The 19,528-nt window shown below is 40.1% G+C and carries 14 protein-coding genes; 5 read left to right on the plus strand and 9 right to left on the minus strand.

Annotation, left to right across the window (positions count from 1 at the left end; all coding sequences use genetic code 11):
* From ACILQF_RS02640 to ACILQF_RS02650, 3 genes are all read left to right on the plus strand, one after another.
* Window positions 1-434, plus strand: a 434-nt coding sequence (locus ACILQF_RS02640) for a TlpA family protein disulfide reductase (protein ID WP_395625864.1), incomplete at its 5' end; no start/stop codon positions are given.
* 58 nt (window positions 435-492) lie between these two features.
* Complete coding sequence (locus ACILQF_RS02645; RefSeq protein WP_395625865.1) at window positions 493-957, plus strand: rhodanese-like domain-containing protein; 465 nt, start codon at window positions 493-495, stop codon at window positions 955-957.
* A 536-nt stretch (window positions 958-1,493) separates the two neighbouring features.
* Window positions 1,494-2,678 carry a helix-turn-helix domain-containing protein gene (locus tag ACILQF_RS02650; protein WP_395625866.1) on the plus strand — a complete coding sequence of 395 codons (1,185 nt, stop codon included), beginning with the start codon at window positions 1,494-1,496 and terminating at the stop codon, window positions 2,676-2,678.
* Window positions 2,679-2,908: 230 nt separating this feature from the next.
* Here ACILQF_RS02650 and ACILQF_RS02655 read toward each other — a convergent pair whose 3' ends face one another.
* Window positions 2,909-3,802: a PorP/SprF family type IX secretion system membrane protein gene (locus tag ACILQF_RS02655; protein ID WP_395625867.1), complete on the minus strand. Its 894-nt coding sequence runs from the start codon at window positions 3,800-3,802 to the stop codon at window positions 2,909-2,911.
* A gap of 231 nt (window positions 3,803-4,033) precedes the next feature.
* Here ACILQF_RS02655 and dinB point away from each other — a divergent pair, with 231 nt between their 5' ends.
* Both dinB and ACILQF_RS02665 read left to right on the plus strand, forming a co-directional pair.
* Window positions 4,034-5,191: a DNA polymerase IV gene (gene dinB, locus ACILQF_RS02660; protein ID WP_395625868.1), complete on the plus strand. Its 1,158-nt coding sequence runs from the start codon at window positions 4,034-4,036 to the stop codon at window positions 5,189-5,191.
* A gap of 4 nt (window positions 5,192-5,195) precedes the next feature.
* Window positions 5,196-8,132 carry a DNA polymerase III subunit alpha gene (locus ACILQF_RS02665; protein ID WP_395625869.1) on the plus strand — a complete coding sequence of 979 codons (2,937 nt, stop codon included), beginning with the start codon at window positions 5,196-5,198 and terminating at the stop codon, window positions 8,130-8,132.
* A 381-nt stretch (window positions 8,133-8,513) separates the two neighbouring features.
* Here ACILQF_RS02665 and ACILQF_RS02670 read toward each other — a convergent pair whose 3' ends face one another.
* The 8 genes from ACILQF_RS02670 to ACILQF_RS02705 all read right to left on the minus strand — a co-directional run bounded on the left by ACILQF_RS02670 (window position 8,514) and on the right by ACILQF_RS02705 (window position 19,522).
* Window positions 8,514-8,927: a DUF4199 domain-containing protein gene (locus ACILQF_RS02670; RefSeq protein WP_395625870.1), complete on the minus strand. Its 414-nt coding sequence runs from the start codon at window positions 8,925-8,927 to the stop codon at window positions 8,514-8,516.
* Window positions 8,928-9,054: 127 nt separating this feature from the next.
* Window positions 9,055-13,125 carry a hypothetical protein gene (locus ACILQF_RS02675; RefSeq protein ID WP_395625871.1) on the minus strand — a complete coding sequence of 1,357 codons (4,071 nt, stop codon included), beginning with the start codon at window positions 13,123-13,125 and terminating at the stop codon, window positions 9,055-9,057.
* Window positions 13,126-13,131: 6 nt separating this feature from the next.
* On the minus strand, window positions 13,132-13,647 hold the full coding sequence (locus tag ACILQF_RS02680; protein ID WP_395625872.1) for a gliding motility-associated C-terminal domain-containing protein: 516 nt from the start codon (window positions 13,645-13,647) through the stop codon (window positions 13,132-13,134).
* A gap of 121 nt (window positions 13,648-13,768) precedes the next feature.
* Window positions 13,769-14,833, minus strand: coding sequence for a helix-turn-helix domain-containing protein (locus ACILQF_RS02685; RefSeq protein ID WP_395625873.1), 1,065 nt, complete (start codon window positions 14,831-14,833; stop codon window positions 13,769-13,771).
* 356 nt (window positions 14,834-15,189) lie between these two features.
* Window positions 15,190-15,627, minus strand: a complete 438-nt coding sequence (locus ACILQF_RS02690; protein ID WP_395625874.1) for a c-type cytochrome — start codon at window positions 15,625-15,627, stop codon at window positions 15,190-15,192.
* A 41-nt stretch (window positions 15,628-15,668) separates the two neighbouring features.
* Window positions 15,669-17,270 carry an aminotransferase class V-fold PLP-dependent enzyme gene (locus tag ACILQF_RS02695; protein ID WP_395625875.1) on the minus strand — a complete coding sequence of 534 codons (1,602 nt, stop codon included), beginning with the start codon at window positions 17,268-17,270 and terminating at the stop codon, window positions 15,669-15,671.
* A 10-nt stretch (window positions 17,271-17,280) separates the two neighbouring features.
* The gene (locus ACILQF_RS02700) at window positions 17,281-18,555 is read right to left on the minus strand and encodes an amidohydrolase/deacetylase family metallohydrolase (protein ID WP_395625876.1); all 1,275 of its coding nucleotides are present in this window, start codon (window positions 18,553-18,555) and stop codon (window positions 17,281-17,283) included.
* A 265-nt stretch (window positions 18,556-18,820) separates the two neighbouring features.
* The gene (locus tag ACILQF_RS02705; RefSeq protein ID WP_395625877.1) at window positions 18,821-19,522 is read right to left on the minus strand and encodes a DUF1080 domain-containing protein; all 702 of its coding nucleotides are present in this window, start codon (window positions 19,520-19,522) and stop codon (window positions 18,821-18,823) included.
* Window positions 19,523-19,528: the final 6 nt, after the last annotated feature.

The following is a 19,528-nucleotide window of genomic DNA, read 5'->3' on the forward strand; positions in this document are numbered from 1 at the left end:
AGCAATCAGCTACCAGTAAGATAGTGCCCGCAGCTATGATTTTCAGATCTGAAAATGGCGAAATTATCAATACCTCTGAGCGCAATGGAAAGGTTTATTTCATCAATTTTTGGGCTACTTGGTGTCCTCCTTGTCGTGCAGAAATGCCCTCTATCAATAAACTAGCATCAAAAATAAAGAACAAAGATAAAATAGAATTTATCATGGTGGATGTAGATGCTAAAGTCAAAACTTCTGTCGCATACATGCGAAAACATTCCTTCAACTTAAAGGTTTACACCACTGAATCTGGGATTCCAGAAAATATTTTTGGTGGAAGCCTACCCACAACAGCTATTATTGGCATGGATGGCACTCTAGTTTTTCATCATACGGGCATGGCCGATTACAATAATCAGAAAATGATTGATTTCCTGAATACCCTAAGTAGATAATTCATATCCCGATATGAATAAATGAAAAATGATTAATTTTGTATTCAAACTAATAAAAATGAAAAAAGCCCTATTTACAATACTTTTAAGCGTAAGTGTTATTTCCTTTAGTAAGGCACAAACTAGCGTAAATACAAATCAATCTTTAGATAAAAGAGATAATTGGACACAAAAAGATTTGATAGAACCCGCAGCTTTAGCTGCAATAATTGCCAACCCTAAGGCAAAGCAGCCCCTGATTTATAATATTGGCGTAGTTGAAAACATTAAAGGAGCGAAAAATTTTGGTGCTGCTAGTGAAAAAGAGAACCTCGAGAGATTAAGAAAAACTCTTTCAGGAATCCCTAAAACATCTTTTTTAGTGGTTTATTGCGGATGCTGTCCATTTAGCAGATGCCCAAATATTCGTCCCGCGATAGGCATGCTAAAGACTATGGGTTTCACTAATGGAAAGTTGTTGAATATTCCAACAAATTTAAAACAAAACTGGATCGACAAAGGGTATCCACTCGCGGGTAAATAATTGAAGCAAATACTGGGATTTTCATTGAGTATCAATCTATAGGAATATAAACTAGTCGGTTTGTATTCCCTTTTTGGGGACTATTGCTTTTTCCCTATAAGCTTGGAAGCTACATTCACTTGCAATCTAATTGTGAATTTCCTATTGCATATTCTTCAATAACTGAATTGGAGTGTGATAAAGCAGCAATAATTACCCTTGCTAGCTCCATCCTTTTGACTAAAAAATTCGACTATAGGCTTGATAATCTTTTTAGAAAAAAGGTTAATATCCCTAGTTAAACTAATTTTTTTTTAATTAAAATAGCATATACTTACACTAAAGACTTACGAAAAACGCTGGCTTTGATTTTTTTTTGTGGCTAAACAAATTTTATTTTGATGTTATAACCTATATTTGTATAAAATTAAAGGCCAATAAAGCGAAAAATAAAATTTATAACAGTGAAAAAAATCTTTTTTCCTTGTTTAAATTAAGCCATTTATTTTTTAAGGTAACATTTAAAGTATAGAAAAATACCAAATAGATCATTCAATATGCTTTTTTACTCTTCCTTATTAACGATTGTTTTGTCGATAATACTGGTTGCTTTCAATTGGAAAGTAAATAAAAGCGTATCCTATTTGGCTTTATTTTTTGTGGCTTTTGCCTGCTATGGCTTAACCCATCATTTTACTTTATATGGTCATTCACCATTTTGGCTAGCTATATTTTATAACCATTTTGCTCCACTTTACCTCTTACCCGGACCACTGCTTTATTTTTACACCAAAGAATCTTTAACAGATAAAAAAGCCCTCACCAATTGGAAAGATTATCTCCACTTTATTCCAGCATTGGTAAATATTATTGCCATAGCACCTTATTTTGTTAGCCCCTTTAGCGAAAAGCTAAACATAGCTTCGCAAATAATGCAAAACTTCGATGCTATTGTAAGCATAAAAGTAAACTGGCTTTATGAGCCTATAGTCGGCTTTATGGTCAGACCCTTATTGCTATTGGCTTATTCATTTTATATCTATATCATGCTCATTCGCTATAGACCAAAAAGCGAACTATTGCAACGGATTCCGATAACACAGTATAAGTTTGTTAAAAACTGGATTTTGGGCTTAAGTATTATCAGTTTTATATCAGCAACAGGCTTTTTAGTACTTACACTTAACTTACTCCAATTTGGCATTAGCAAAGTGCTCATCACCGCTATGCCACTTCACTTTGTGATCGGAATTGTTTTTTGTATGCTACCCATTACCCTACTTCTTTTTCCGAAAATATTATATGGCATCCCAATTTCAGCGGAAAAAGAAAAAAGCCTTTTAATAAACAGCAATAAAAAATCAAAAAAAATTACAGAGATTGAGGAAGACCCCTTTTTAGCGCTCTCTAATGATATTTTAGCCTACATACAAAAAGAAAAGCCTTTTGTAAACTCTGAATTTTCGATGAGCCACATTGCTGTAATTTTTAATGTGCCCCAGCACCACGTGGCCTACTGTTTTAACCATGTGCTGAACAAAAAATTTACCACGCTCAGAAATGATTTTAGGGTAAGATATGCCATTGAGCTTTTAGATGAAGGCCTCACCAACAGCTTGTCTATCGATGGAATTGGTTTAAAAGCCGGTTTTTCAACCCGATCTAACTTTTACTCGTCGTTTAAAAGGAATACCGGACTTACCCCTTCAGAGTATTTAGAAAACAAAGGAAGTATTGCTTAACAACACCCAAAGTCATCTCATCTACTAAGCTTAACCAAAGCTCCCATAATAGTAGTCGTTCAGCAATAAAGAATAACCAAAAGGCATCAGCCAAGGGTATATAAACAAAAACCCCTCTTACTAATACCAAGAGGGGTTTTTGTTTATACGTTAAAAAATATACTAATTACTGTTGTTTTTTAGCGGTAATTATTTCGTTTCTAAGCTGATAATTTAAATCTAATTCAAGCCTATTGTTTTTTCTTTTTAAGCACGGAACCTGCATTCACTTGTATTCCAATTTCGAAGGTTCCCGTTGCATAACTCTTCAATGCCTGAACAGGAGTGTTATAAAGCACCAATAATTGCCATTGCTTTAGCTTCTGGTAGCTCAATCCGAAACTCATACTCTTATTGGTATGGTACATGCTCATAAGGCCAAGTTGATTATCTGGCGTGCGGAGCTCAAGGCCCATATCTAGAATATCATTGAAGTTTTTTACGCCGCGATAAACCAATTTTGGATGCACCTGCCAATCTGATATTTGAGCCATGTATGTAAAGGCAGTCATGAAGGTAGCGTAATCGGTAATTTGATTATCCTCAATTTGAAGTTGATTCTTAAGGTTATTTACAGCACCTTCAATTCTGAACTTCTTATCCGAATAAGCCATACCAAAATCACCATCAAGAATATTCTCTTGATCATTGTAGCGTATGGCTGTTAAATCATTGGAAGAACCCACAACATCCTGTGTGTTTAGTGAATTCATTTGCAATCCCAAGGATATTCCGAAATGTAATTTACCATCTTCATTGTTTACGGGAAGATGATAGGCATAAGAGGCCTGAATCTTAGATCTGGATAAAAGCCCTGCTTCATCCTTATAAAAATTAACCCCCACTCCTACTTTTTCAGAACCATATTCACCAGTTACCGATAGGTTTCGTGGCGAACCTTGGATATTGCTCCATTGGTTGCGATAGCCTAAGTTAAGGTATATGCCCTGCTTTAATCCAGCCATGGCCGGATTAGCTAAATAGGTGTTCTGGAAGTATTGAGCTGCCATCGGATTGATCTGAGCACTTAAATTAATACTACAGAATAGTAGAGTAACTACTGATAATATGAGACCTTTAAACATGAGTTTTTTTTCAAAAGTAGAGATTATTTATTTAATTGGAAAATTAATTGATAATAGTAATGACGCCTTTCTTCTCACCAGCTCCATTGTTTAGTGTTATGAAATAGTAATAAGTAGTCTAATGTAGAAAAAAACCTTCATTTATCCAACAAAAAAGAAAAAAAATGAATTATTAATTTATTTGAATTGCTAAAAATTTTAGCATAAATTTGTTTCCCTACAAATAAATTTATGCCTACGGATAAACAAATTATACACATTGATCAGGATGCATTTTTTGTATCGGTAGAGCTTTTAAAAAACTCTTCGCTAGTTGGGAAGCCCGTAATTATTGGGGGCACATCCGATCGTGGTGTGGTTGCTTCTTGCAGTTATGAGGCCCGAAAATTCGGTATCCACTCGGCCATGCCATCCAGAATGGCCAAACAGCTTTGCCCCCACGCCATCTTCATTCGCGGTAACATGGAGGAGTACAGCAAATACTCCCACATCGTCACTGATATTCTGCAAGAGAAGGTGCCCGTTTTGGAAAAAGCTTCGATTGATGAGCATTATATCGACATGACGGGCATGGACCGATTTTATGGCTGCATGAAATTTGCACATGAGCTACGACTCCACGTAATGAAGGAAACAGGCCTCCCTCTTTCTTTCGGTTTATCGGTCAATAAAACGGTGTCGAAAATAGCAACCAATGAATGCAAGCCCAACGGAGAACGCCAAGTGCCTCATGATGAAGTGCAACCATTTTTAAACCCTTTGTCGATTAAGAAAATACCCGGCTTGGGGCAAGCAACTTACGTCAAGCTCAGCGAAATGGGGGTCCGTTTCATTTATACTTTATCACAAATACCTCAGGAACAGCTTTTTAAGGTGCTTGGAAATAATGGCACAAGCCTGTGGCAAAAAGCGCATGGGATTGATAATTCGCCGGTTGTACCCTATCGGGAACAAAAATCAATCGGCACCCAAAGCACTTTTGAAACGGATAGCATTGATACCCATAGCATTAAGCAATTGATTACGGCAATGCTTAGCGACCTTTGTTTTCAGCTCCGATCGCAAAGAAAACTGACCGCCTGCATCACGGTAACCATCCGTTATTCGAATTTTGAAACGCATACTCAGCAGACTAAAATACCCTATACTGCCCTTGATTCGCTGCTCATTAGCAAGGCGAAAGAGCTTTTCGACAAATTGTACAATCGGCGCATGCTGCTTCGCTTGGTGGGAGTTAAGCTTTCGCAATTGGTGAGTGGGCATGAACAAATCAGCTTGTACAGTGCCTCAGAAGAGCAATATAAGCTTTACCAGGCCATGGACCGTATCCGGAACAGGTTCGGCGAGAAATCCGTGAAATTGGCATCCACCATCAACATAAAGCTTTAAGTCCATGTATCTGAATGTTCATTCCCAATATAGTTTGCGCTATGGCACGCTGTCTGTCGAAAGCTTGATCGATCAGGCCAAAGCTTTAGGAATAGAGCAAATGGCACTAACCGATATCAATAATTCTACCGGCGCCACCGAATTTATCCGTAACTGCCATGAAAAAGGGCTTAAAGCCATTACAGGGATCGAATTTAGGCGAGATAAGCATTTGCTTTACATTGGCATTGCGCGCAACCGTGAGGGGATGAAAGAGCTCAATGATTTTTTAAGTTTCTATAATTTAAATAGCATGGTCCTCCCAGATTGCCCTTGGGATTTTCAGAATGCCTACATTATTTATCCCTACTCGCAGAATCATCCGGCACTAAAAGAGAATGAATTCCTAGGAATTCCATACCGTGACTTGGGGAAGCTTTTCGGAAAGCCGCTCGCCCTCATTCAAGAAAAAATAGTGGCGTTGCAGCCTGTGAGCGTAAGCAATAAACTGGAGCACCGCCTACATACTTATTTGCGTGGGATAGAGCTAAATACCATCCTCTCCAAAATAAGCGAAAATGATCAATGCCATGAGGATGAGATACTTATGTCGCCCGAAAAACTCAAAGAACGTTATAGCTCCTACCCTTTTATCATTCAGAATACAGAAAAATTAATGAATGCTTGTAGCAGTACGTTTGAAAAGGGCTCAAAAAACAGGAAAACGTTTACAGGCTATGCCAAAGATGATAAAGATTTGCTAGAGAAGCTCGCCCTAGAGGGAATGGAATATCGTTATGGCCGCTCGAACAAAGAGGCTTTAAAAAGGGTTAAAAAGGAGCTTCAGGTGATTGATGAACTGCACTTTTCTGCCTATTTTTTAATCACATGGGATATTATCCGCTATTCAATGGCCCGGGGTTATTACCATATCGGAAGGGGTTCTGGAGCCAATAGCATCGTTTCTTATTGCCTGCGCATTACGGATGTGGACCCCATAGAACTCGACCTCTACTTTGAGCGCTTCCTAAACCGCCAGCGTAGTAGCCCCCCAGATTTTGACATCGACTACAGCTGGGATGAGCGCGAGGATGTGCAGGATTATATTTTTAAACGCTATGGCAGTAAGCATACGGCCCTGTTAGGCACTATGAGCACTTTTAAGGATCGTTCGATCATCCGTGAGATTGGTAAAGTAATGGGATTGCCAAAACAGGAAATTGATAGCTTCAGCGACCCGACACGCTTTAGTGAAAACCGCAATAACCCTACATTCAGCAAAATTTTGGCCATTCAAAACATGATGCAGGATATGCCTAACCAGCGATCCATTCATGCAGGCGGGGTACTCATCTCGGAAGAACCCATTACCTATTATACCGCGCTAGATCTGCCGCCCAAAGGTATGCCCGTAGTGCAATGGGATATGTATGAGGCCGAAGCTATAGGCTTTGAAAAATTCGATATCCTTAGTCAGCGGGGTATTGGCCACATCAAAGAAGCTATCCAACTCATTGCTGAAAATCAGCAGAAAAAGCCCGATATCCATGATGTGAAATCCTTCATGAAAGACCCTAAAGTTAATGCCCAGCTTAAGCGTGGAGATACCATTGGTTGCTTTTACATCGAATCGCCCGCCATGCGGCAATTAATTAAAAAATTAGGCTGCGAAAATTACATTACCCTAGTAGCAGCAAGCTCCATCATTCGGCCAGGGGTGGCCTCTTCAGGAATGATGAAAACCTATATTCAGAATTACCATGATCCTGAAAACGTGAAATACCTGCATCCGGTGATGAAGGAATATCTGCAGGAGACCTTCGGGGTAATGGTGTACCAGGAAGATGTGATCAAGATCTGCTACCATTACGCCGGACTCGACCTCACCGATGCCGACGTTTTGCGGCGGGGTATGAGCGGAAAATACCGGTCCAAAAAGGAATTCGACCGTCTGGTGCAACGCTTTTTCGACCGCGCCAAAGAGATTGGGAGGGATGAAGAAACTACGAAAGAAGTATGGCGGCAAGTATCATCCTTTGCCGGATATAGTTTTTCCAAAGCCCATTCCGCTTCATTTGCTGTGGAGAGCTACCAGAGTCTCTTCCTAAAAACCTATTTCCCGCTGGAATTTATGGTGGCCGTACTTAATAATTATGGTGGCTTTTACCAGCGCTGGGTGTACGTTCATGAATTGAAAAAAGCCGGTGCCAATGTGCATCTGCCCTGTGTAAACAAAAGTGAGGCGAAGGTCAGCATTCAGGGCAAGGATGCCTGGATGGGCTTCATCGGCATCCAGGGACTAGAAAGCCATTTTATGGAGCTGATTCCCGCAGAGCGAAATGCCAACGGCCCTTACCGGGATCTTGCCGATCTGATCAAACGTACCGGGATCAGTCTAGAGCAGGCGATCATCCTGATCAGGGTTGGTGCATTGCGCTTTACCGGAAGCAATAAGAAAGAGCTGTTATGGGAGGTTCATAACTACCTGGGCAGCAAGACTGTCCCGAAGCAGAACACTGAACTGTTTCACACCGAAGCGAAAGAATTTTTTCTCCCCGAATTAGAAAGCTCAGGCGTGGAGGATGCTTACAATGAATTGGAATTGTTGGGTTTCCCATTGAGTATGGATATGTTCGACCTGCTCAAAACGAGCTATCGAGGAGATATCATGGCCGATGGGCTGAGCAAGAACATCGGAAAAACCATCCGCACGGTAGGTAATTACGTTTGTGAAAAGCCGGTCCGGACGAAGAACAATAAAAAGATGTGGTTCGGAACTTTCCTAGATAATGAAGGGAATTTTATGGATACCATACACTTCCCAGTAAGCACGCCAGCATACCCCTTCCGTGGTAAAGGATGCTATCTGATTGAGGGCAAGGTAGTTGATGATTTTGGTTCTCCGGGCATTGATGTGAAGAAATTTGCTAAATTGGGGATTAGGGATAATCCGGTTTTTTAGGTAGGAAGGGGTTAGTTGGTTAGATGGTTAGTTATTAGGTGGTTAGACTAGCAAGATCTACTAAAGTTGAGATTAACCGGTGGCTAAGGCTCTCGAACTGTGGCTGAGGCTCTCGAACGGTGGCTGAGGCTCTCGAAAGGTGGCTGAGGCTCTCGAAAGGTGGCTGAGGCTCTCGAAGCCAGTAAATTTGCAGCAAGCTCGATTTTTTTGTCTTTACTCCTTGCTCCAGAATTAGTTATCAGTTGTCAGACAAGCGACATCTAAAACAGTAGATTTGCAGTCAACTCGATTTTTTTGTCTTTAATCCTAGCTCCAAAATCCTTATTCCTTATACCAAAAAAACAGAACCGTCAAAAGCATTAGCATTTGCGGGACAAATACTTATGTTTTTTTTCCTTTCTTCATCAGCATAAGGGCAATTAATAAATTAAAGACTATTGCACTTAGGCCTATACCAAAAACGCGTTCTAAATAATCGGTACCAAGAAATTGCTGGCAAAACTGAAAGTAGACAACTCCAATTAAGGTAGAAAACGCAGCACCGAAAATAATAATTTTAAATCCTTCTAAAAGTCCTTCCACGAATCCCATTTCTCCATGCTTTATCGTATCTCTTAAATTTTTCACCCCGAAAAATATCCCAATAAAAGGTATGAGTACGAATGCATATTGCATCCAAAGCAGATTTGGATTTTTAATGTATCCTAACTCACAAATACCTGAAAAGTGCATAATAAATATCCAGGCTGCACTTAAAACACCAATTAAACCGCCATATTTTAATGCATTTTTCATAATTGAAGATTAAGATTAAATCAGAAAAAAGAACAAATTAATAAGTAATAATAGCAATTTAACAAAACATCGCTAGGCAATCAATAGATAATGGAAAATTGTAAACCTGACTGGGGCAGGCAGGTAACTAAAAAGCTCGAATAGCACGGACGTATACCTTGGTGGCCTTATCGAAGCTGAGAAGGGAACCACTTGCCATACCCTGCATCACTGCATTGAGGTGAGTATCCTCCGTACTACTCCAATAGCCGATATTAATAAAACCGCCAATTTCTTCTCTTTTCAGGTACATTTCATTTAATTCATACTTTGTTGGCAATCGCCAATCCCTAAATTGTTGTCCATCTGTACTATGATACGCTGGATTACTAATAACATTTTGGGCATCGAACCAAGTAGATGAAGTTGATTGATTAATGGTTTCAGCAACTAAGCCATGTTTTCTATCTGTAGAAATCCAGAAAACATATCCACCTAACTCTGGCCATAGACCTATGGAATAGGTCCTTTGAATAGGCAGTATATTGGTCAATCTGGAACCATCGCCTTCAAAAGCGTTAGCGGTCACAGTACCAGAAAAAGTTGGTGATGCTAATTCTGCGTTTGCCCAACTTGCAAGTCCAGCACCATTTGTTGTTAGTACTTGTCCGGAAGCACCAACTGTACTAGGATAAGTGATACCACCTGCTTTAAGGATGCCATTAATGTGTGTACTTCCATCCGGATTAAGTACCATGTTTGCTGATCCATTAAAGGTAGCACCTATGAATATTTTTTTATCATTGCTATTTGAAAATCCTTTAATCACAGCATCTCCTTGTTTGGTTCCAACAAAAAATTGATCGTTGCTGCCCGCAATACCAAATTCTGCTCCAATACCATCATCTCCCATTCTCATCCAAGTGGGCATAGATGGGTTATCAGGATTAGGACGAACTCTGAAACTGGGATTAAAGCTTGAATTATTTTTTGTGATTATATTGAGTGAGCCTTTATCATTATCCCATGAAAAAGCTGAATTTGATTGTAAATTTACGCTCCCATCACTAAATGGAATTATGCCTGCAACAAAATTAAATTGCGGACTAGTTCCATTTACAACATAAGGGCTCAATGTTGTGCCGCTACCGGTGACGGTTACGTTGGTGCCTGCCGTTAGTTTGGTTTCCGAACCGTCTGTACTAGACCCTACTACATAAGGGCTCAGTGTTGTTCCAATACCTGTGACGATTACGTTGGTACCTGCCGTTAATTTGGTTTCGGAACCGTCTGTACTGGCGGTAATTCCCGTAAGTTTTGAACCATCTCCTTCAAAACTACCCGTAAAAACTGGGTTCAATTCACTTTTTTCTATAATTTTAATCCCGTTAAAAGATATTTCCTCTGCGGTAATGTCAAAAGCTTCATCTTCAAATTCGCTTAATATTACCCCATATTTCCCTGGAATATAATCCCCAAAAACAATCTTTCCTCCTGAATAGTAATCATTTGAGTTATTTCCTAGAATTCTTAAAGCGATATCTTGTCCACTACTACTTTCAGCTTGTATTTTTAGAGTTCCTTTAATTTCATTGTAGCCGTCGTCATCATAAAGAGCAGCTAAGGTTTGGTTTGCTCCACCAATATCTACTGAACCATTTAGATTATCCCAAAAAAGACCTGGATTTGATTGTAAACTACCATTCCCATCACTAAATGGAATTATGCCCGCAACAAAATTAAATTGCGGACTACTTGACGTATTTGCCCAAGTTGCAAGCCCAGCACCATTTGTTATAAGTACTTGTCCGGGATTGCCACGATCAGTGGGTAATGAAAAACTCGTATTGGAACCATTTTGATTAATGGTTAAAGAACCTCCAATCGTTGTGTTGGCATTTTTCAAAACGCTAATGGCATTACTTCTAGATGTAGTGTTAGTAACAAAATCAGAAGTTCCATTTCCAATAACAAACAGCCTATCACTGAGATTGAAATTTACTGGATCTCCATTCACATCTGTTGCAAATACTCCCAAAACAGTTTCACCATATGATTTTGCAGTATTTCGAGTGCCACCACCAACAAAGGAAAATTTCCCAATAGCAGAGTTTGCATTACCACCTGAAACAACGGATGAATTCCCACTCGCAATGTTTTGATTTCCACCTGAAACAACAGCATAATTTTCAGAAGCTGTATTGTCATTTCCACCAGCGACAGTTGCGTAAAATTCAGATGCAGTATTCGAATTACCACCTGCAACAGTTGCGTAAAAATCAGATGCAGTGTTTCTATTACCGCCCGAAACAGTTGCGTAACCAGCACTTGAAGTATTTCTATATCCTCCGCCAACAACAGCAAAATCACCGGAAGCTACTTCTGAATTCAATGCTCTGTACATCTGGAAATCAACCGCATTTGAACCTCTATTATTGCCTCCAGTACTAGTTTCATCTGGCTGTTGCGCTAAAATAGCTCCTGTACCCTTAGCGCTCAATACAAGATCTGCATTGCTTGCCGAATTGCTTGCTTGAAGTTTTACTCCCGTTTTAGTATTACTAGTATAGCTGCTTTCACTGAAATTGCTAAGACCGTTTGTGCCAGGCTCGCCTTTATCCCCCTTTGCACCAGTTAAACCAATTTCCCCATTGACCCCAGGCTCGCCTTTATCACCTTTTAAACCTGGCGCACCATCCGTTCCATTGGTACCATTTGTTCCATTGATACCAGGTGCACCATCAGTTCCATTGGTTCCATTGGTGCCTGAGTCGCCTTTATCTCCTTTTAAACCTGGCACACCATCCGTTCCGTTTGTGCCTATTTCACCATTTAATCCATTCTTTCCATTGATACCTGGGTCACCTTTATCTCCTTTTATACCAGGTGCACCGTTCGTTCCGTTTGTGCCATTGATACCTGGGTCGCCTTTATCTCCTTTTAAACCCGGCAATCCATCCGCTCCATTCGTTCCAGGTGCACCATTCAATCCGTTTGTTCCATTGATACCTGGATCGCCCTTATCTCCTTTTAAACCAGGTACACCGTTCGTTCCGTTTGTACCATTGGTGCCTGGGTCGCCTTTATCTCCTTTTAAACCTGGCACACCATCCGTTCCATTAGTACCTGGGTCGCCTTTATCTCCTTTTATACCAGGTACACCATTCGTTCCGTTTGTGCCATTGATACCTGGGTCGCCTTTATCTCCTTTTATACCCGGTGCACCCTTCGTTCCGTTTGCGCCATTGATACCTGGGTCGCCTTTATCTCCTTTTATACCCGGTGCACCGTTCGTTCCGTTTGCGCCATTGATACCTGGGTCGCCTTTGTCACCTTTTAAACCTGGAGCACCAATCGTTCCGTTTGTGCCATTGATACCTGGTGCACCATCTGTTCCATTGGTTCCATTAGTACCAGGGTCGCCTTTGTCACCTTTTAAACCTGGAGCACCATTCGTTCCATTCGTGCCTGGTACACCATTTAATCCATTAGTGCCATTGATACCTGGGTCGCCTTTATCACCTTTTAAACCTGGAACACCATCCGTTCCATTCGTGCCTAGTACACCATTTAATCCATTAGTGCCATTGATACCTGGGTCGCCTTTATCGCCCTTTTCTCCTTGAATCCCTGTTCCCGTAATATCTTCAGAAGGGATCCATTCTTTTCCATCCCATTTCAATACCTGACCGTTGCTTGGCATCAGATTACTGATGGCTTTCCCTTGAAGTTTACTCACTAGTGGATTAGGATAAGTGCCCGTTAAATCGCCGCTTGCTATTCCAATTGGAGCTGCTTGTTCCGCATGAATGGCATAGGGCACGCTCTGTAATTGCGAGGTTCCCATAGTAATAAAATTATTTCCCCCACTAGGGTCAATTTCAACTTGAAGGAATTTATTACCTGTCTTCCAGTTTACATTAGCAAGCGTTCCTATTTGTGAGGAAGCTGCGGCACTACCGATTACTATAGAGAATAGGCCAAAAGGATTGGTTTTTACCTGATGAATCTCACTGAAGGCACTATTACCGTTTTTTGAGCCATCTCTTACCGTCAATTTAAGAGAGATTGATTGCTCTGCTAGTGGGTTACCATCCGCACGACGGGCAATACCCTGATAATTAATGCCTGTACTTTGTTGTGAAAACGTGTTATTATTTAATATTAAGCTGAAAATACTAAGAAGCACAATGGATCTTAATGTAATAAATGAATTCATGTTGTTTTAATTTATTATGGTGAGAAAGCCTTTTTTAATCTCGCTTTTTCCCTCACTTGTAATTTTGATAATATAATAATAGCTGTCTTCGGTTAGAGGATTACCTGCTAGTTTTCCATTCCAATTGTTTTGATAGTTTCTACTATAAAAAACTTGCCTGCCTGCACGGTCGTAGACTATTACTTCATTATTTGGATATTGATTGAGATATTGAATGTACCAAGTATCATTTTCTCCATCGCCATTGGCAGATAGAATGTTGTTAGGCACAATAAAGAAGTTTTCTAGAATAGGATTCCTTTTCGTTTTTTGCGATTGCAATTGTCCGTTGGTTAGAATATACTCTCCACCAAGCATACTTTCCACCAAAGCAAGCTCGCCAATATTCCACTCGTAAGTAATAGTTAAATGCGTTGCGCTACCGCCAGTACTATTCACTATTTCAGGTCCGATACCCTGGCCCCGAACATTAAAAGAGTAAAAGCTAGAAAATAAGAATAGGTAAAATAAGTTTTGCTTCATCAATTTTTTCGGCCACAACTAAATAGATTTATGGCCACAAAACTAAAAGATAAGCTACATAAGAAGGGCTTTAAGAGCTCCGAAGTGTACAATATTCCGAAATCTGTACAAAATAATCCGATTAAAGTGAATTGGTTTCTCTTTCTATATATTTAGATGGCGTAAGATTTACGAGCTTTTTAAAAGCAGCATTAAAAGTACTTTTAGAAGTAAAGCCTGCTTGTTTGGAAAGAGTTTCAATCGTATATCGGTCACAAAATCCATGTTTAATTTGCTCGATAACATATTGAACTCTATACCCATTAACAAAATCGGTAAAACGTTGGTTAAAATGTTGATTAAGGATAAACGATAATTCGCGGGCAGGAATCCCGATTCCGATTGCCACCTCATTAATATTGAGCGTGTTGTTCAAATAGGGATTTTTCTCTTTAAAGTAATTTTCAAGAAGCTTAATTTCTTTCTCATATTCTTTATTTGAGTTGATTTTAAGCTCTTTTTCCTTAACTAATGTTTGGTCACTATGTTTTGTTGGAGCATAAGGAAGACCAAATAAAACTTCGGGATTTAAAAGCAGAAAGGAGCTCAAGACTAAATATCCAATGGCAATAAGTAAAGTGCAAATAAGAAGAATTAATTCTAAATGGGTAGAATTAGGTATAGTAAATATAAATAAATAGGAGGAAATTGTGCTGAATAAGACTAGACTAAAAGACCAGTTGAAGATTTTTAACCATCGTAATACATGCAAGGTATGGATCTCATATTTTGGGCTTATAAGTTTTTTGGTGAAGCCTGTTAAAAGCCGCCATTGAAAAACAAGGTAAACTATGCTTTGAATTATCCGAGACAGGTGATCTACATATTCTGGAAGGAACCCCTGCTTGGTCTCTGGTGCTTGAATAGCCTTATTTATAACATTTTGCAAGAGATTTATTTTATCAGATGTAGCCATGGTATAAACTGGCAGGTAGTTGATAACAAAAATAAGGAAGGGGAGGAAATGCCAGAGATCAGATTTTTCAAAGCGACTCTCATTACGCAAAACAGACCTAACGTAAAAATAGCCAAGTGGAGGAATCAGAAAATTGATTGGCGCTGCTGTTTTATAAAAAAATGGAATTTCTATAATCCATCCAGAAACAATTAATAAATAAGCTAATGCACACCAGCTATAAAAAAGCATAGAAAAGCCTAGAATTTGTCCTGAAAAAATCTGGTAATTACGAGATTTAAAGAATAATAGGTACGCGGTAATTAATGAACAAAATATCGATCCTAAAAAAATAATTTGTACCATCCCTAAATTTAATTTTCTTTGGCAATAGGCATAACTCCTAATTGACCCAATTAAAACCCAAATCTAGCTTAATTATCGGAACTGTGTTCAACCGTTTTTCTTAAATCAGCTATCATCATGGATGATATTTTCCTTTTTTTCTGTGTTTAACAATCTCCCTCAGACTAGTATAACTGGTTGGATACTGATCGCTTAGAGAAAATACTAGTTGGCGGATAACATCAAAAAGAGAGGAATTTACCCTACTCCTCTAAATTTTTAAAGGGATTTTTCTGCTGATCAAACGGTTTTGAAAGATCCCGGATATACTCCACCAACTGCCACAACTGCTCATCAGATAATTTTAATTTATAGCCGGGCATGATTCCCCTGCCCTCACGTATTTTCCAGTATAAAGCACCATCGCTTTGCTGCCTGACCCAATCTTGCTTAAAATCTGGCACTTCTTGGGCGGTATGCTCCAAAGGATAACCCTGCCCTTGGCCACCATGGCACCGAATACAATGCAAATTGTAAACCTCTTGTGCTTGCGGAAGGGTCAGTGGTTCAATATTATAGGGATTATACAGGCTGTCTGTCCAAACCGGAGCTTTCCAAGGTTCTTGAACAAACCTATTCTTGCCACTAAAGAAACATAAAGCTATGGTCACTATTATCAAAAGAGAATAAATTCGAGGCATAAGCATTCAACTTTACAAAAGTATCAGATTAGTTTGTATCCTCATGCCTTTGAGCGCAAAGTACCTGCAGCTCGGTAATCATGACGTTTTGCGGTCCATTCTGCATCGCCATATTCGCTCAGGCTCACCTTACCCTGCATCATATTCCCATCTGTTGTTCCGGTAAATGAAAAATTGATGCGCACTCCATCTTTCGTATAAGAACTCCTGATACTTACATCACTGCCATGTATGGTGCCATCCAGATCACGAGATCCAATACTTGCAAAATGTGTTCCTGTTAAGCTATTATCCTTCTGCTCAATGATCAAGGTCTGATCTACTGTACTGGCAGAGAACTTCATTTTCAAATCCCATTGTCCGCTCAGGTTAAATGCTGCTACCGCATTAACTTTTTCATTTTTTGGCGGATTAGCAAGTATCGTAAAAACTCGATCGGCAATAATTTTTTCATCCCCAGCGCGTAACGATGCCATAGCAACACTAATATTGGGTTGTAAATTTGGAGGGAAGGGCAGAAAACTTCCGGCTCCGCTGACTGCTATCCGTGGAGTTCCATCCCATAAAAGTTTTTCCATATCCTCTCCTGTCAATGGGATGATAGATTTATCCCATTTTACATTCACAGAAGGCGCTCTGTTTGAACGGGCCTTTGGCTCAACCAGCTCCGTGCTTACTCCCGGAATAGTTGAAAGTCGTTTCATGATGTGGTTAGCCCAAGATACCCAGGTCTTCCATTCGCCTGCATGATCGCGCTTAAACCACATTTCTACGGCGGCAAGCATGCCCATGATCTCTTCCCGGCCCACTTTAAATCCGCGGCCAAAGCCATGATGCGGACCCGCATTAATACGGGAAGCGATTACCAAATCCTTGCGCCCAATCAAAATACCCGCACATTGAGGTCCACGGAGGTATTTACCCCCACTATAAGCAACAAGATCAGCCCCTTGGGATAGATGAGGATTTGGAACTTCCAAACCTTCAGCAGCCGCATCAACCAAAATAGGAATACCCAGTGGTTTTGCTACTGAAGAAATTTCTTTTAATGATAATGGTCCGTTTTCGGAACGGGATCCAGCAAGTACAAGAATCATGGCAGTACGCGGACCAATAGCTAATTTCAGGTCTTCCAGTGTGGAAACCTCCACCATTCTGACACCGACAGCCTTTGCCGCAGCATCATAAGCCGAGCGTGAATATGCTGGAATAATCACCTCATCTTTCATTCCAGTAAGGTTCGGGATCATCCAAAGTTTATCCGGATCACCACCTGTAACACATCCTGCAGTACCTGCAGTTATTGCAGCCGATGCACCGGAGCTAACATAGCCGAATTCGGCACCAGTTAATTTTCCTAGGCGCTCACCAACAGCATCCATCAACTCATCTATCTGAACATATTCGCGAACCGCATCATCCATGGCTTGTTGCACTTCGGGTAATATTTGGCTAGCGCCAACTACCGTAACAGTTCCTCTTGCATTAATTAGCGGGCGAACACCAATGGCTTCATAAATACTTTTTCCACCTTTTTGGGCTGCTGAAGGAACTGCTCCGAGGGCCGACTGTATAGTAGATCCTGAAACTGCTCCTGCCAATGGCAAAATACTCAGCCCCTTAATTAATTCTCTTCTTTTCATAAAAATACTTTTAGAGGCTTGGTAGTCCCCCAACTACCCTTGGCAGCGGGCTTGTTAAACCATTTAGGTCATAAAAAACCCGGCCACCTTTGACAGTTACCTCACATTCAAAACGTTGCTTACCTTCTAATCGCTGACCCATTTGATCGAACACTCCAAACTTCCCTTTGCGGATACGTAATACCGTAACATCACCCTCAGAACCTATCGACAAATTACCTAATTGCTCTCTTTGTATCACTTGCGCAGGCTTCCATGTTACTGAATTTATGATTGCCGGAACATCCATGCCAAGGGTTAAAAATTTATTCATCACATTGAGAATATCTTTCATCGCTGAATTCATGCTTCCTCCATGATGATCTGTGCTGATCACATCCGGAAAAAATCCTGCTTTTGTCGCTGGAATAGCATGACTAAAGGAGAAGCTTGCGGCACCATGTCCCACATCCCAGATCACACCTCTCTGCCTAGCTTCAAAAACAAAGGGCCTTAATTTACCCGTTAATGGATCAGTAATTGCTTCGCGATCTTTACCTCCGCCACCATAGGTATGGGTATAAATATCCCCTGGGCGGAATTTTTTCATGGTCAGCTCTTCCAGGGAAAGGCCAGAGCCACCAAAATCAACGATCACAGGAATATTGCCTGCAATTTTTCCCGCTTCAATGGCACGGTCGATCGGCACCCAGTCTGGTTTATTATAATGCGCAACTTTAAATCCTACAATTAGGTCCTTATACTTTGATGCCATATCAGCTGATAAACGCGCATCCATGTCGGCATTATTTTGTTCAGGTGCTCCTCCGGTCATGCCCTCACCAACAATATTCAGGAAAGCCAGCACTCTGGTTCTCGCCCTGTCGATGGTCTGATCCTTAAACTTTTCGAAATTCCTCCATCCTGCACTTCCGGCATCTACAACGGTTGTAACTCCCACGCGAAATGTAAATCCATCAGGCTGATTTGCATAATAACTGTTTCGTAGATATTTGTCGGGCTCAGTTCCTGCAAAATTATGCGTGTGCATATCAATGATTCCAGGAGTAACATATAATCCCTTTGCATTAACCACCCGGGATGCTGTTTTGGGATCAATATTTTTTGAAACTACGGCAATTTTACCGGCTTTATTGATTGCAACATCCATCAATTCATTGATGTTGTTTTTAGGATCAATCACATGGCCACCTTTAATTATTACGGCATATTCCGGATCAGCTGATTGAGCCCGAACCACCTGTGATGCAAGCAGCATGAAAATGATGAGATTTATTCTTTGCATGATTAATCGCAATTTAACAACACTCTTATTATTAGTGTCCTTATAAAAATATAAAATTTTTATTGATTTTTTAGACGGAGAACAAGCCCCGAAAATCAAGACTAATAGAGGAAGGATATAATGTTTCATTAAAAAAGAATAATGTTCTTAGCTCGGGCACTATTGTAAAATTTCAAATCCTTTCAATGACCATAATGCATTGAAAGGATTTGAATACGAATATAGGGAAGAACATTTTAGATATATAATAAGCAAAAACTTAGTTTTAAGGCAATAATGCAGCAGTTTCTGCAGCAGAAGTTACACCAGGTGCAAGTTCAATAACTTTAAGATTACGGTAGAAGATTTGAGCACCCTCAGCTTCTAGACAGAGATATCCCTTCTTCTGACTGGATTTACTGATACCGTTTACAAACTTTCCATTTACAGATAGTTTGATTACGCCGTCAACACAAACAACATCATAGGTATTCCATTCACCCTTACCTTTCACACGGTTCTCGATTGACTTGCTCCTATCGCCTCGCGGATTATCGGCACTAGTTGTTACTCCCTGAACACCAAAAAGTTCACCATGAACATAAGCAATTGGAGGTCTTACGCCATTTCTTAAGTTGAGGTCAACCCATTCAAGGTCAAGCATCTGAATTTCTACACCGTCAGGAAGTGGATTTTTCCCTACTGGATTAGCACCACTCCAGGCAAATACACCCGAATTTCCTCCAGCTTCCATATGCTTCCACTCCACATGCAATATAAAATTCTCATATTGCTTTTCTGAACGTATCACTCCTATTGGAAGTCCTGTATTAGAAAGCGTTCCATCCTTCATTACTTTCCAGGTTTCTTTTGTTGTATTGACATTAACCCATTTCAATGGAGAATATTTTACTTTAGCACCAGAAAGAACGTCGTCCATACTTTTGGAAGTACCAAATTCAAAAAGCACATCCTGTGAAAAAGCAATGTTGCT

Origin of the sequence: Daejeonella sp. (assembly GCF_044232565.1) — a bacterium.
In the GTDB taxonomy this organism is placed as follows: Bacteria; Bacteroidota; Bacteroidia; order Sphingobacteriales; family Sphingobacteriaceae; genus Daejeonella.